General features: G+C 63.5%; 13 protein-coding genes and 1 pseudogene. 8 read left to right on the top strand and 6 right to left on the bottom strand.

Going from position 1 to position 14,813, the window contains the following annotated elements:
• The first annotated feature begins 310 nt into the window (after positions 1-310).
• From AC3ENQ_RS13450 to AC3ENQ_RS13440, 3 genes are all read left to right on the top strand, one after another.
• Entirely contained in the window at positions 311-1,138 is an 828-nt protein-coding gene (locus AC3ENQ_RS13450; RefSeq protein WP_431805249.1) for a nuclease-related domain-containing protein, read from the top strand.
• A gap of 101 nt (positions 1,139-1,239) precedes the next feature.
• Entirely contained in the window at positions 1,240-1,722 is a 483-nt protein-coding gene (locus AC3ENQ_RS13445) for a hypothetical protein (RefSeq protein ID WP_431805248.1), read from the top strand.
• Entirely contained in the window at positions 1,719-2,276 is a 558-nt protein-coding gene (locus AC3ENQ_RS13440; protein WP_431805247.1) for a J domain-containing protein, read from the top strand. Before AC3ENQ_RS13445 ends, AC3ENQ_RS13440 begins: the two co-directional genes overlap by 4 nt.
• A 17-nt stretch (positions 2,277-2,293) precedes the next feature.
• Here AC3ENQ_RS13440 and AC3ENQ_RS13435 read toward each other — a convergent pair whose 3' ends face one another.
• From AC3ENQ_RS13435 to AC3ENQ_RS13425, 3 genes and pseudogenes are all read right to left on the bottom strand, one after another.
• On the bottom strand, positions 2,294-3,019 hold the full coding sequence (locus tag AC3ENQ_RS13435) for an NYN domain-containing protein (RefSeq protein WP_431805246.1): 726 nt from the start codon (positions 3,017-3,019) through the stop codon (positions 2,294-2,296).
• A 90-nt stretch (positions 3,020-3,109) separates the two neighbouring features.
• A pseudogene (locus AC3ENQ_RS13430) lies at positions 3,110-3,313 on the bottom strand (GyrI-like domain-containing protein); the annotation flags it as partial.
• Positions 3,314-3,584: 271 nt separating this feature from the next.
• Entirely contained in the window at positions 3,585-4,793 is a 1,209-nt protein-coding gene (locus AC3ENQ_RS13425; RefSeq protein ID WP_431805245.1) for a hypothetical protein, read from the bottom strand.
• 38 nt (positions 4,794-4,831) lie between these two features.
• Here AC3ENQ_RS13425 and AC3ENQ_RS13420 point away from each other — a divergent pair, with 38 nt between their 5' ends.
• Together AC3ENQ_RS13420 and AC3ENQ_RS13415 are read left to right on the top strand one after the other, a co-directional pair.
• Positions 4,832-6,622, top strand: a complete 1,791-nt coding sequence (locus AC3ENQ_RS13420) for a GmrSD restriction endonuclease domain-containing protein (RefSeq protein WP_431805244.1) — start codon at positions 4,832-4,834, stop codon at positions 6,620-6,622.
• A gap of 77 nt (positions 6,623-6,699) precedes the next feature.
• Positions 6,700-8,421, top strand: a complete 1,722-nt coding sequence (locus AC3ENQ_RS13415) for a nuclease-related domain-containing DEAD/DEAH box helicase (protein WP_431805243.1) — start codon at positions 6,700-6,702, stop codon at positions 8,419-8,421.
• A 399-nt stretch (positions 8,422-8,820) separates the two neighbouring features.
• On the opposite strand, the gene AC3ENQ_RS13410 is transcribed toward AC3ENQ_RS13415, so the two are convergent.
• On the bottom strand, positions 8,821-9,432 hold the full coding sequence (locus AC3ENQ_RS13410) for a hypothetical protein (RefSeq protein ID WP_431805241.1): 612 nt from the start codon (positions 9,430-9,432) through the stop codon (positions 8,821-8,823).
• A gap of 113 nt (positions 9,433-9,545) precedes the next feature.
• Between AC3ENQ_RS13410 and AC3ENQ_RS13405 the strand changes: the two genes are divergently transcribed.
• The 3 genes from AC3ENQ_RS13405 to AC3ENQ_RS13395 all read left to right on the top strand — a co-directional run bounded on the left by AC3ENQ_RS13405 (position 9,546) and on the right by AC3ENQ_RS13395 (position 10,985).
• Complete coding sequence (locus tag AC3ENQ_RS13405; RefSeq protein ID WP_229935109.1) at positions 9,546-9,725, top strand: MerR family transcriptional regulator; 180 nt, start codon at positions 9,546-9,548, stop codon at positions 9,723-9,725.
• Positions 9,726-9,822: 97 nt separating this feature from the next.
• On the top strand, positions 9,823-10,398 hold the full coding sequence (locus AC3ENQ_RS13400) for a helix-turn-helix domain-containing protein (protein ID WP_431805240.1): 576 nt from the start codon (positions 9,823-9,825) through the stop codon (positions 10,396-10,398).
• Between the two features lie 2 nt (positions 10,399-10,400).
• A complete protein-coding gene (locus tag AC3ENQ_RS13395; RefSeq protein WP_431805239.1) occupies positions 10,401-10,985 on the top strand; it encodes a hypothetical protein in 585 nt (194 codons plus the stop codon).
• Positions 10,986-11,133: 148 nt separating this feature from the next.
• Here AC3ENQ_RS13395 and AC3ENQ_RS13390 read toward each other — a convergent pair whose 3' ends face one another.
• Positions 11,134-13,524 carry a hypothetical protein gene (locus AC3ENQ_RS13390; protein WP_431805238.1) on the bottom strand — a complete coding sequence of 797 codons (2,391 nt, stop codon included), beginning with the start codon at positions 13,522-13,524 and terminating at the stop codon, positions 11,134-11,136.
• A 265-nt stretch (positions 13,525-13,789) separates the two neighbouring features.
• Entirely contained in the window at positions 13,790-14,536 is a 747-nt protein-coding gene (locus tag AC3ENQ_RS13385) for a hypothetical protein (protein ID WP_431805237.1), read from the bottom strand.
• Positions 14,537-14,813 lie beyond the last annotated feature (277 nt).

Genomic DNA, 14,813 nt, shown 5'->3' with positions numbered 1-14,813 from the left:
CTTTCTTCGCGTACTTCGTGCAGTGGGGCGCTGAGGCTGAGTTGAGTGCAGCCGCTTCGTCTGCAAACAGCGCGACCTGATTGTCTGTGGACGCATTCGGGAGCGTCGGCGTGAGACGGCAACCGCGCCTGGTCCGACGACGCGCACGACGAGGTAGCCATCCGGCAGACCGTAAGCGAGGAGCGAGATAGACGGTCGTCGCGCGGCTAACCCGCACGCGCCCGTATCGTACGTCCGCTGCGATCCCCGATGATCGGACGCCTTACGAGCGGGAGACCGTGACCCACGCCGCATCCCTAGAATCAACGCGATGACAACTGAAATCCCCCCTCAGCTGCCCTCGGACTCCCCCGCCACAGCATCGTGGTTCGGGACCGTCGCGGCGGCATCCGTCATGGCCGAGTGTCTCCGCGTTCAGGCCGACGTCCGCCCGCGCTCAGCATTCGCCCGGCTGATCGGCCGCTCGCCCCTGTCCGCCGATTCGCTCCCCTGGTACCAAGGTGCCCTCGGCGAGCTGGAGGTGGCAGCACGTCTGAAGTCGCTCGACGACGGGTGGACCGTACTGCACTCGATACCGGTCGGCACGCGCGGCAGCGACATCGACCATGTGGTTCTCGGCGCGGCCGGTGTCTTCACGATCAACGCGAAGAATCACCAGGGCGCACGCGTCTGGGTCGGAAGTCGACGGATCCTCGTCAACGGCCAGAAGACCGACCACCTCCGGAATACACGTTACGAGGCAGCGAGAACCCAGGAGCTGTTGTCTGCCGCTATCGGCACAGAGGTCCCGGTGCGAGGCGTGATCGCGATCGTCGACGCTAAGGAGGTCACGGTTCGCGAGCAGCCGGACGACGTCGCAGTCCTCGGTGCTGCTCAGCTCGTGCGATGGCTGAAGAAGCAGAAGGCCGTCCTCGGAGCCGCGCAGGTCGCTGACGCGGCAACGGCCGTTCGCACTGCAGAGACGTGGTCGACCGTGCCGCAGCCGCTGCCAAGCACCTCCGGACTCGACGCCCTGCGCCGCGAAGTCGAGGGCGCCCGGAAGACACGAATGGCGTGGGGCGTCGCGGTGCTCGTCACCGTGCTCGCGATCGCGATCCCGGTGGCGTTCGACTACTACGGGCGCGTGCTCGGCGGCTGAATCTCGTACGCGCAATCGACCCCCAGGGGCGTCGAACGAGCGCGTCGAAGATCCCGCTAATCTGCTGCTCAGCATCTCTTCACAGTGAAGGACCCGATTCGGTGACCCCCCGACGAATCCGTGTCGCCGGCGTGCGCGGCGACTTCCGCACGCCGCCCGGTTGGCCTACTCCCACCGACCATTGGATACGTGCAAACACGTTCTGGCAGCCCCCGGCGGATTGGACGCCCCTGCCCGGACTTAAGCCGGCGCCGAAGGACTGGCGGTTCTGGACGACCAACAAGACCTGGGATGCCGCGGCGACGAAGTACTACGCCTCGCTGAACGGCTGGATGCGCGCGTTCAACACTGCTTCGTTCGCAACCACCGCCACGTTCATCGCTTCCATGGTCACGCAGCTACCCGCGCTGCGACTGGCCGCTCTACTGCTCTTCCTCATCGCCTTCTCGTGCCTCATCGTGCACCAGGCGCGTCGACGACGCATGACCGCCGAGCTGATGGACCACGTGACGCGGGGCGCCGATCGCGCGCGAGCGGAGCGTCTGGCACGGGAGTACCAGCGATACCTTATGGATGCCTCGTGACACTGGACGAGGCTAGGGAAGCGCTCGGCGTGAGCCGCGGCGCCAGCGTCTCCGAGATACGCGATGCGTTCCGACGTCGGGCGCGCGAGGTGCACCCGGACCGGCATCCGTCGGAAGATGACGCGACGCGCAGGCGGCTCGGACGCGAGTTCGATCGGGCGCGCGAGGCACGGGACATCCTCGTGAAGTTCACCAACGACTCCGCGCGTATCGCCGCTCCCGCGCCGGCGGGTGCGGGCACCTCGAGGACGGATGAGCGCCCTCGTCCGTCGACGGCCCCGCCCGCGAGCACGCCTTCTTCGCCGACCAACTCTCCCCCGCCGCGCCGTGAGCGCGCTCGTCCGCGCACGAGCGAGTCCCGACCGCAGCCCGAGGCCCCGCGCGTGACCGTACGCTTCGACGATTTCGTCCGTGCAGCGGATGCGGCAGGCTTCGGCCCCGGCATCCGCACACGACGATGGATTGATTGGCCACGGATCATCGCCTGGTCCACCGTCGGCACACTTGTCGCGCTGGTGGTTGGCGGTGGCTACGTTGCCGCGTACCTGATGTAGCGGACGACGCTGCCGACCTACTTCGACTTGTTCCTGATCTGGAGCCCACCGCTCGGCCTCGGCTCGACCTCGAACAACCCGATCGCGCGCACCAGGTCGGAGAGCTTCGCGTATCCCCAGTTGCGCGAATCGAAGTCGGGGTGCTGCTTGCGCATGAGGGAGCCGACCGCCGACAGGTTCGCCCACCCGTCCTCGCCGGACGCGGTCGTCACACAGGAGCGGAGCCCTGAGACGAGCTTCGTGTCCTGCCGCAGAGCCGGAGTCGGAGTGCGCGCAGGCGGAGCGGCCGCGGGCTCGGCATCCGTCTGCTCGAGGACCTCGAGGTAGGTGAACGAGTCGCACGCGTCTCGGAATGCCTTTGGAGTCTTCCTCTCGCCGAACCCGTACACCGTGACGCCGTCTTCCCTGATGCGGGTCGCGAGCCGCGTGAAGTCGCTGTCGGACGAGACGATGCAGAACCCGCCGAACCGGCGCGTGTACAGCAGGTCCATGGCGTCGATGATGAGTGCGCTGTCGGTCGCGTTCTTGCCGACGGTGTTCGCGAACTGCTGCACCGGCTGGATGACGTGCTCTCTCGCCGCCGTCTTCCAGCTGCCGAGCTGACTGCTCGTCCAGTCGCCGTAGATGCGCTTGACGGATGCCGTGCCGAACCGCGCAATCTCTGACAAAACCGCTCCGATCTTGGATGCCGGCACGTTGTCGGCATCGATGAGCACGGCGAGCAGTTCGGTGGGTTGAGCCATGGCTCAAGAATGTCAGGTCGTCGGCACATCCCCGTGATCATTTCGAGAGGTGGCCCGCCAGCCCACGCAGCGCCGGCGAACCGCCCTGAGTCAGGCGCGTTCCACCGGCAACCAGAGCTCGCACGTGGCGGTGCTGAAGTCCTCGACGCGCTCGAGCACGGCGACGATCGACGGACCAGGGCGCAGGCGCCAGGGGTTGGACGGGAACCATTCGGTCGCGGTCGCAGCGTAGGCATCCTGCAGCGCAGCCGGATATGCGCCCTCGGTGCGGAACACCGCCCACGCGCCCGGGGGGTCTCCGTGATACCGAGCGTCATCGCCAGCGAAGCGACATCGATGTCGTCGTCGAGACGCTCCTCGACGACGTCCACCAACCCGTTCAGCTCGGCGATCATGGCGGCCTCCTTCCCCATCAACACTGCCGGGCGACCTCGAACGGCACCCTACTATCGCGGTCCGATTCGATCGGGGGTCCGGCGCGTGGTTGAGGGGGTGAATGCCGGTGGGTCTCGCGACGTGCGAGTCAGATGATCGCGCTGCCGGACGACGCCGCGTGCTTCGAGGATCAGCCTCGCGAACTAGTCAGGGCAGCGGTCTCGACGCGGTACCAACCATCCAAGATGTCAACGAGCGCATCGGCAAGAACGTCAACGTGCTCGAGTGACACTCGCTGCGAGGCGGGTCCGACGATCCAGTCGATGTATCCGGTGGTCAACCAACGCTCGTCGTCTGCGAAGTGATGACCGACGATCGCAAGCTTGCGGGCGTGAGCCCTCCCGTTGACGGTCTTGGGGTTCACATGTGCAGAGCTCGGCCGACGCGTGCTGAGATGCAGCTCGTCGACCCGATCGCCGATCACGTCGTTCTGGAGCCGTCGGACAGCGCCAATCCACGCCGGGGTTGCAGCAGGGTTCGCGGGGTAGCTGACCGAGTCCGCCTTCACGCTGACGCCGACGCTGAATCGGAGCGGCACGGGTTCACCCGCCGCGGGCATCGCGCGCTGGGCGACCTGTAGCACTGCTCGAAGCTGAGCATCGCCGACCCAGGGTGAGTAGTAGTTGATCGCAGGCATCCCGGAGCCGCCGCGTCGACTATCGATCGTCCAACCGGATCCCAACCGCTGCTGCGCGGGCTCGATGAGTTGACGAAGCCTCGCCTCAACTGCGCTCTTGCCGGAACGCGCCGCCCGCACTTCTGCGAGGGTCAGGCGCGATTCCGGAAAACACTCGAGTGCCTCCTCCCACGTCATCACCGTGACGTGCTCTTTGCGCGGGAGCCACTCCGGGGCGTGTTCCTTCGCGAGCAGCAGCACCACCAAGTGATCCGCCACTGTCAACTCGCGGTCGACCTGATCCTCGGTCAACGTGTGATCGAACTTCGCCTCGATTCCGACCGTGTACTCCGGCTCGTCGAAGGTGAGCGCGATGTCGATCTTCTGGTCGCCGTATTCTGCGCTGACGCCCCTGAACCGACCGAGACGGTCGGAGCCGACGTGAGTCGAGAGCTTCTCGGTGAAGCGTGTTTCATCGTGACGGATCTCCGCTGCGAGCGCGCGTGTCGCGAGCGGCTCGGTTGTGAAGATGAGCGATTCAGGCACGGACTGCTCCCTTGACGATGGACTGCTTCCAACCGTAGCGACGACCGCTGAGCAGGTGATTGCGCGACTCCGCGACGCACCGTGGGCTGTTGGTTGGGGTGTGAGGGAAAGGACGGGGATCGGGACTGCGGCAGGATGGAACTCGGCGCATCGTCGCGGGCGCGCGGTATCAAGCACACGCCCGGCGGTCGCTTGGGGAGTATGGGAGAAGCATCTTGTCGAAGTACACGGTTCAGCAACACTCGGTCGAGACGCTCCTGACGTGGGTGAAGACGGGTCAGGTTGCGATCCCCGAGATGCAGCGACCATTCGTATGGGACTCAACCAAAGTCCGCGACCTCCTCGATTCGCTGTACAACGGCTTCCCCATCGGATACCTCATCACCTGGCAGAGTGCCGATGTGGGACTCAAGGACGGGTCGAAGTCATCGTTCCGGCAGATCCTTATCGATGGGCAGCAACGGATCACCGCGATGACTGCCGCTCTGGTCGGCCAGTACGTCGTCGACAAGAGCTACAAACGAAAGCGCATCAAGATCGCCTTCAACCCCACCACCGAGCAGTTCGCGACGCTCACGCCGGTCATCGATCGGGACACCGCGTGGATCTCTGACGTCGCCGAGTTTGTGAACGCGACGTCGACATTTACCGCGACGAAGGCTTACATGGACTCCAATCCGGAGGTCGACGTCGCTCACATCGAGCAGTCGCTACAGCGGCTATCCGCGATCAAGCAGGCACAAGTCGGCATAATCACGCTCGCCGAGGACCTCGATATCGAAACCGTGACCGAGATCTTTATCCGGATCAATTCCAAGGGTGTCCCTCTCAGCAGCGCGGACTTCGCAATGAGCAAGATCTCCAGCCACGGCGAGCTTGGAAGCAACCTCCGAAAGCTGATCGACTACTTCTGCCACCTCTCGGTCGCACCGCACGTGTTCTCAGACATCGCCGAGAATGACGCAAGCTTCGCGGCATCCGGATACCTTCCGGCGATCTCGTGGCTGAAGAACGACAACTCGGACCTCTACGATCCGACGTACACGGATGTCATCCGCGTGGCGGGTATCAAAGAGTTCTCGCGCGGTAAAGTGGCCGCGCTCGTGAGCGTCCTCTCGGGTCGCGACTTTGAGACCCGAACGTTCAGCGAGGAACTCGCTGTCGAGTCATTCGACCGGCTCGAGCGCGTCCTCCTCGAGATCGTTAACCAGTACAACTTCCAGCAGTTCACGCTCACAATCAAATCCGCGGGGTTCATCGCACCGCGGCTGATCAGTTCCAAGAATGCGCTGAACTTCGCGTACGCGCTCTACCTCAAGCTCCGCGCCGAGAAGAACCTCAACGAAGGCGAGGTCAAGTACGTTGTGCGCCGATGGTTCGTGATGTCACTGCTCACGGGGAGGTACACAGGGAGCTTTGAGACCGCCTTCGAAGCCGACATCCGTCGGATCAATGAAGTGGGTGCGCTTCAAACTCTCCGCGATATCGAGTCCTCGCAGCTCTCCGACAACTTCTGGAACGTTGCGCTGCCGATGGAGATGGAGAGCTCGAGCGTTCGTAGTCCCTATTTCCTCGCTTTCCTGGTCGCGCAGATCCACGCGGGATCACGCGGCTTCCTCTCGAAGAACGTGACCGTCGGGAGCATGATCGAAGAGGTGGGCGACATTCACCATGTAGTTCCGAAGAACTACCTCATCAAGCAAGGTGTGAACGACCGCAGCAACTACAACCAGATCGCGAACTTCGCGCTCACCGAGACCCCGATCAATATCGCTATCAAGGACAAAGCGCCCGGCGACTATATGTCGCAGGTCGATGCACAGATCGCTGATGGAGTCCTCCGACTGGGTGAAATCACAACCGAGTCCGAGCTCGAAACCAATCTGCGTGCCAACGCGATCCCTTCGAGCATCCGGAGCACGACCGCGGAGTCATATCAGTCGTTCCTCAAGGAGCGCCGGTCCTTGATGGCCCAGGTCATCAAGAACTACTACCTCGGTCTCTAGACCCTGACCGTTCGTGGATCGACCGACTGTGATGTGCCGGCAGTATCGACTTACGGCACCGTCGATAGGCTCCTGACATGGTGCGAATGATCCCCCCGTACGCACGCGACGGAGCGAACGTCTCCGAGCAGAAGATCTTCGACGCCCTCGACGGTCTGCAGGGGCACGACGACTGGATAGCGATCCACTCGCTCAGCGTCGCGCGGCACGCGACGGCGTTCGCCGGCGAAGCGGACTTCATCGTTCTGGTTCCGGGGCGCGGCATCCTCGTCATCGAGGCCAAAGCGCCGAGCTACGTCGAGTACAAGGCCGGCGACTGGTACCTCGACCGCGTTCCGAGCCCACACAAGGATCCCCTGAAGCAGCTGGACGGCGTGCGGAGGAGTATCCGCGGCTACCTGAAGAACGCGGACCTGCTGCACGGCGACGAGCCCATCGCGCGGCTCGTGTGGTTCACGACGCTCGGTCGCTACCAGTTCGAGAACAAAACGCCCGGCGATCTGCAGTTCTTCGAGTGGGAACTCGGATGGAAAGAGGATCTCGCGAAGCCGGCCTGGCTCATCGAGAAGACGCTGGATGAGTACAGCGGTTGGTTCGCGACCGTCGACGAAGTGAGCAACGATCCGGCCGCGTTCACGTCCGAGCACGCTCAAGCGATCACGGCGGCACTCGTCGGAGACTTCACCGCGAAGGAGACGGAGGCCGAACGTCGCCAAGAGCGCCGATCGACGGAAACACGACTCCTCGCCAGCCAACAGGTGGTGCTCGAACTCACCGACACGAACGACCACGTCTACTTCGATGGCCCCGCCGGCACCGGCAAGAGCTACCTCATCGCCAACACCGCCCGCCGATTCAACAGAGAGGGCCGAAAGACGCTCGTTGCTTGCTGGAACGTCCTCATGGCCGAAGAACTCCAACAGTTCGTCGGCGGGCTTCCGCACGTCGAAGTCACCGACGTCAACGCTCTCATGCTGCGGCTCGCCGGACTCCCGACGAACCCACTCGACGCGGGGCGCGATTGGTACACACGCGAGCTGCCCGAGCTGGCGTTGCAGACGCTGACAGACAAGCCATACCTGGGCGACTACGAAGCCATCTGCATCGACGAGTTTCAAGACATCGCGGGAAATCCCCTCCTGCTCGACCTGATCTTCGCGCTCGCGGGCACAAAGCGTCCCGACGGCACACACATCGTCTTCGCGGGCGATTCCCGGCAGCAGATCATGCGCCGCACCGACGAGCAAGTGAACGCGTACACGATTGCGCGGGAACGCATCCCTGACCTCGTGCACGTGCGGGTGCGACGCAACTGCCGGTCGGCCCCCGAATTGCTTTCGGGAGTCGAGCACGTGCTCGGGCATAAAATCGGGTTCACCGGGCATCGAGTTGCCAAGAGCACCCCGGGCGGACTCGATGTCGTTCCCGTCAAAGAGGGGCGCGAAACCGCCGCTCTCGCAGGCGCGCTCAAGTCGCTGCTCCAGCAGTACTCTCCGGAAGAAATCGTGATTCTCAGTCCGTTCGCCGAGCGGAGATCACTCGTCGGGCGATTCCTCGCGCGCGGAGAGCAGAGCGCCGACGAGCGATGGTTGCGGAAGCAACTGCAGGCGGAAGGGATGCCTGGACGCGTCCGCTGGCGCTCCATCTTCAAGTTCAAGGGGCTCGATGCCGACGCAGTGATCATCACAGACCTCGGCGAGGAGGCCAAGGACTTTGTCGTGTCGGAGGGCCTCGATTGGCAGGACCTTCTGTACGTCGGGCTCACACGTGCGAAATATCACTGCAGGGTGTTGATGTAGGCGGCGCGTTCGGCAACGCCGACTGGGCGCATCGAGGGAGAGTATCGCCGTAAATACTTGATCAAGTAGCAAAAATTACCGTGCCCCTGGAGGGATTCGAACACGTTTTGAGCATTCTGCATAGCGACGCAGAACGACGAAATCCGCGGAATTACGCGGGTTCTTCGGAGCGCTCCGGCATTCAGCGACGTCCGAAAACAGCCAGTTGGAAATGGAATGTGGGCAAAAGGCGGGCAAGAGTCACCAGTGCTGGTGCGGTGCTCAGGCGTATGCCGAAAACGAATGCGGGCAAGAACGAATTCGGCCTGCGCAAAATGCGCCTGATTTGAGCAGTTTGCTCGCTCTGACGCGATCTGTCGAGCAGAGTGCAGAAATGGCTTTCGTTGCTTCAGATTGTCGTCAGCGCCCGATCGAGGGGCCAGACGGCGACGGCGGGCCGAGGTGCGGATGGGTCAGTTCCTCTTCGTCCGCCCGCACGCGGTTGTACGTCTCGCGCGCGATCAGGTCGTCAGCGAGGCCGGATTCGCGTGCGCGAGCCATCATGCGCGTCGCCGTGCTGACGCTCACACTGAGCTGTTCCGAGACGAGTTTGAGGGGAGCCAGGTTCACGGTCGTTGCGATTCGGTAGAGCCGCACCGCCTCGCGAACCGTCTCTTCGTAGGTGCGGTCGGTGCGGGACCTCACCTCCGTGAGGTACTGGCTGAGGGACTCGGCCTTGCCGCTCTCACGGGTCACGGTGACCACGCGCATCGACGAGTAGGCGACGAGGTACTGCACGCGCACTTCGCGCAGCGCCGCGGCGGTCGCCTCGTCGCCCTCCCCCGCGCGGTCGAGGCGGACGGATGCGGCCGCGGTGCGCCGGAGCTGCTTGTCGAACACCACATGAAGCCGGATGACTCCCGCGACGTTCGGCTCACCGGTGGCGACGGCATCCCACGCCGTGGGGATGCTCACGCCGTCGCCGACGTCGATCCGCTCGCCGTCGATGACCTCGATCTCAACGTCGCTCATGCCACGAGCCTGGCACGGTTCCCGGCTGGTGAGCAATACATGTCGCGGATTGCTCACGACAGGAGTACGGTGTGGGCAAGTGATGACACGCATTGCTCACCGAGGAGAAGGACATGAACAATTCAAGCAACTCACTCGCCCTGACGATGAAGGATGCCGCCAAGCTCGTCGGCGTGGACTACCGCACCATCAAGCTCGGCATCGAGAGTGGAACCATCCCCACGATCCAGCTCGGCCCGCGCCGGATGATCCCTCGCATCCCCCTGCTGCGAGTATTCGGGATCAACCCCTGAAGCTGGTGACGCGGTCGCTGCCCAATCCAGCTGTTCAGACTCTGTCGTTCGCCCGCTAGAATATGACTCAGTAGTCCTATTCTGAGGCGGTGTTGCAATGGCGGATGCGGGAACACTGGTGCGCGCGGCTCGAAAGAGTCGCGGTCTAACTCAGCAGCGCCTGGCGGAGCGCACTCGCATCGATCAGGCGCGGGTGTCGCGTTCCGAGCGCGGGCGGGGTGCTGAGTTCAGCACCGTCGCGCGGCTGCTCGCGGGCGCGGGGCACCGACTGTACTCGGCACCGACTCAACGCGGCGACGCGGCGACGGCCGCGGCCGAGATCCGTGGGCATCTCCGCTTGGGCGACCGGGAGCGCGCCCTGCGCGCTCTGCTGCAGTTGAACGACGACCTCGTCGCCGAGCACGGACTCGTCCGTGGGGTGCTGGGTCTGGCCGAACCGGAACCCACCCGCGATCCGGTGTGGGATGCCGCCATCGCCGGACTCGTCGCATGGCGACTTCGAGAGGAAGGGCTCCCGGTTCCGGAGTGGGTGAACCGGCCTGCACGCTTTCTCACCGCGCCCCGAAGCCTCGATGTCGATTCGTCCGACCCCGTGCCGCCGCTCACTGAGGTGCCCGACGCGTTAGCTGAGCGCGGGGTGCTCGTCTGGCGTGACACGTTCACGAGCGTGTGACCATGGCGACGGTGCTGGATCGTGCAGACATCATCGGCGGGCTCCGCGACCTCGTCGCCGAACTTCGAACGGCTGGCGAGGTGGCCCGCATCCGACTCGTGGGTGGCGCAGCCCTCGCGCTGCGATACTTCGACCGCGGCACGACGCAGGATCTCGACTCTCTGCACATCCAGCCCGGGCCTGACGAGGCCGTGGCTGCTGCCGCCGCGCGCGTCGCGGACCGGCGAGGGTGGAATGCTACCTGGCTCAACTTCGCCGTCGAGCAGGCGGACGCCATCCCCGCGTTCGGTCGGCGGGCAGTCGAGTGGGAGTCGATCTACGACCACGACGGGATCGTCATCCAGGTCGCCGCGAAAGAGGCGATGCTCGCGATGAAGCTTCGCGCCAACCGTCCCGGACGCGACACGAACGACATCCGCCAACTGCTGAAACTCTGCGCGATCACCACCATCGAGGAAGCCGAGGATTTGTACGAGGACTTCTACCCTGGCGACCTACTCACCGATCGGGCGCTCGACATGGTCACGAGAATCCTCGACGCCGGGCTTCCAGACGATGTACCGTCACCAGGTCCCATCAACCTCTGACCAAGTCGGCGCGGCCGACACCCGGGCGACTGTGCGCGGAGCGCGGTAGGCCGGGCTGACAGCGAACCCGAGGATCCCTGTACGGGCAGTGCCCGCTGATCGGGCCGCTTCGTCCAACAGATCGTGCGACGTTCTCCGACAGCGGCGCCTACGTCTCGAGCGGCGGGGAGGTATCGGTGGCTGCTCGTCGATCATTGAGGCGCGCGGCGGGGTTGCTCAACATGGTCTCTTCAGACCAGCTCCGGTGTGCATGTGGATCCCACTGTTCGAACCTCTTCACAAACTCACCCTCTCTCATTTTGATGGCATCGTCATCGAGCGGCTTCCAAGCGAATGGATCATCGGACAACGCCCAGTAGGGATGAGGAGAAAGGAGCCGGTCATACGAAAGTGGGATCCGCAGGTAGGTGCCATCCTCCGCTCGGAGCTCGTGCGTCGCGAAATCATCGCTCATGTCTGTTGCATATTGACACGCGACGACTGCTGACCAAGGCGAGTTCAGGGCGACGGATAGCGCTTCGAGCTTGTCGAGTTCGCCTTGCGTCATTCCCGTTGCACTCCGCTTCACTTCGATGGGAATAAGTTCTGCGTGCCGTGTCAGGAGAAGGACATCAGCCTCGCCAAGCACCTGCCTCGAGCCGGTTCTCTGGACCTCAAGGCCCGGGTGCACTCCGACAAGTCGCTTGTCCAGCACCGAATCAAGAAAACTGGCGGTCAGCAAGTGCCCCATCGCGTCATGCTCGTAGACGCGACGAAGCCTTTCCGATAGGCGAAACTTGAACTCGATTGATTGGCGATTCCCGAATGGCATCGAGATCTCTTGGGCGCATCCCCTGCAGATCACCGGTGGCGAGAAGGCGTCGACGGGGACCCACTGCTTGGCCTGGCAGAGTTCGCACCGCAGTGGGAACCCCTTCATCACCATTCCGGACTTCTCTGCCCACATGAGCCAATTGCGGGTCGCCTTGTCGCTGTTACCAAGCGCCTTCTTGAACTCGCCGAAAGATCGCTCAGGAAGCTCATCCACGGTCGGCCCCACCGAGTGAATCGGGTCCGCTATGTCTCCGACACCACGTAACCTCTGCTTGTACCAACCGAAGCCGTGACGTGCGGCCATCTCCTCAAGGAGCTTGAGGATGGGCGCGTGGGCGAGATTCCGGATCTCGCTCAGATCCTCAAGTCGCTCGACCATTACCCTGGCCGCTCGCCCCGGCTCAGACTCAGTAAGGTCCGCGCCGCGCCGCGCCGCCACCGCGCGCGCCATCAGCAGCCGACTTGGCCATGAAACCTCGCGAGCCTCCGTCAGTATTCTGGACATCCCCCACGTTGTTTTGGATCCCGCGTAGAAGTCGCCGTCGACGGCGTCGACGCGGATGTCATCCCCGCTTGGGAAGGGAGCATCGACGAGACTGAGGTCGATCCTGAAGTAGACGGCGTCATTGAGCGCACGGCTGCGGAGAACCTTGTGTTGATGATCGACACCTTGTGGAACGAAGTGCGATTGACCGTCCGCCCAGACGAGCACCTCGTCTCGGCTCCACCCAAACGTCCCGAAAGAAAGGAGCGCGTCCGGGGGCGCCACGGCGAACGAATCCGAGTCGCCGAGGCGCGCGCTCAACTCTTCCGATGTCACGCTCGCGCTCGTGACATAGAGCGGATGTGCTGAAGAGCCGTTCCTCGCGAGGTGCGGGTGAAAGCTGATTTCGGCGATCGACTCGGGGGTGGCTTCCGACAGGGGCACACCAATCGGCACGTGCCGGCTGTCGCCGTGGGCACCCCTCAGATTCCATAGCAACGTCGCGTCGTCGACGTCGCCGGGCGAGCAGACCACCACGATGTTGGGGCCCGCATCGAAGGCCGGAAACCACGGCTCGGGGAGAACCCTCATGCCAGATCTCAGGCTTGAACTTCCCGATCCGCCATACGCGAGATGAACCATCGACAACACGCGAGAATTGTTGCGATCTCGCGCGGTAAGTCGGTTGAGCAGATCGGTAAGTGATCCCCGCGTCGACACGCGATCGACTTTGATGAAGTCCTCCATCTTGACCGAGGGGACGAGGTTCATTCGTCGGAGAGACGCTGGATCGAACGCCGCAGGCATCGATCCGAGGCAAGCAGCATAGATCAAGCGCCAAGGGTCCGTGGCATCAAGCGTCACCACCTCCAACGGGGCATACCTGTCTAGCTTTCGGTACTTGAGCAAGGGCAAAGCCAGCTGCTCATGAAACGCCTCACGAGACGGACTTGGCTGAACGACCGCACTGCTCAACTCGAATAGGTCGAATGGGTGAAGTCCTTTGACGCCATCGACCGCAGCGCCGGCGAGCTTGGATACGTACAGGGGTGAAAGCGCACCCGCCTCATCCATTGGAACTATCGGTGTAACCGCACCACCCCACAATGAACAAAGCCGTTCAACCTCGACGAGGAACTGATCCTCATTCCTCCGAATGGCAGAAGCTTCCCGGCTGAGGCGAACAGTGATTCTCGCTTTGTGCAGGCCCTCGAGGTTCTCCCGGTCGAGCAGTCCCCTCATGACATCCCTTCGTGTGCGCTCACGGTGTGGAGTGGTAATTAGTCGATGAGCGTCGCTTACGAAGGCTACTGGGCCCTATTGCTCCGTGCGGGGTGCTGGCCAGTGTCTGCTCATCCACTGCAGCCCGCATCGCCATCGGTCCTATCGGTGTCGTCTCTGCCTGGCATGAACACGGCCGAGGATTCGCCTGGCCCGAACGCAAGCAGTCGCGTCCGTTTAGTCGTCCGGCGATCCGCGTACGTGCGCGATGCGCGGTCGAGCCGAGCTACATGAGAAGATCCCAGATGCTGTGCGGGCCCTTCTCTGCTCCTTCGTGCGCATTGACCTGACACCTGTACTCGGGGTCGGCTCGCGGAACGTATGTCGCGGGCGCACCAGGCGGCGGGTTCTTCGCGGCCTCCCTACGCATCCGCGCGAAGATGTCCTCCTCGTAGGGCTGAAGTTCGCTCGCAGAATGAAGAACGAACACAAGCGAACCGTCGGCCAAGCTCATGGCGGCGACCAGATGCGCATCTGCAGGTAGTAACGGTGCACGACCCGGCGGTGCCATGAGTACCGCCAGGCCGTTGAGCATTCCGTTCGGCGCCGGTGTGATCCAGCCGATCTTGGCGGCGTCCTTTTCTGGCTTCGCGTTGACGACGATGTCGTCTGAGGGCGTCAGTATCCGGGTCACGAAGATCAAGCCGTCTGAATCTACGACGGGCTTGTCCCACTGATCTATCACTCGCGGTACTCCGCGCTTGATTGCTTCGGAGTACTCATACTGCAAACGCCAGTCGCCGGACGCGTGAAAGGAGTACTTGGAGTTGCCGCCGTTCCGACCGTCACGCACCGACAGGTAGATGTCTGTCGTCGCTGATCCTGTCCACATGCGCCAAATGACGGCGTGCGCTTCCGCGGTCCCCAGCGAGAACCGGATCGCGGCTCCGGGGGGCTGGATCGCGACATCCCTGGAACTCCCATCGGAGTAGTTGATCGTGATCGTGCCAACCGGTTCAGTCTTGCGTGACACCCAGATGCTCCCCATCGCAGTGCGCGGCAGATGGCCACGCCGCTCCGCGAGACTACCCTTGCGCGCGGATCGATCGCATCATCCGCCGCGCCAGGTTGCGTGATTGCGATGGGGGAGCAGGCGAACGAACGCGGGTCGACAAGCGCGCCGCGGAAGATGTCGATGGGCGTACGCTTCCTCGCGCCGACGAAAGCCTCGAGTTCGATGCTCAGCCGCGGTGCGACGGATCTGAGAGGTGGTCGTCGCGTGGGGGCCTGCCGCCACTTTGCCCGATCGT

The organism is Microbacterium sp. bgisy203 (genome assembly GCF_057706945.1).
This window is presented reverse-complemented; position numbering and strand designations above follow the sequence as displayed.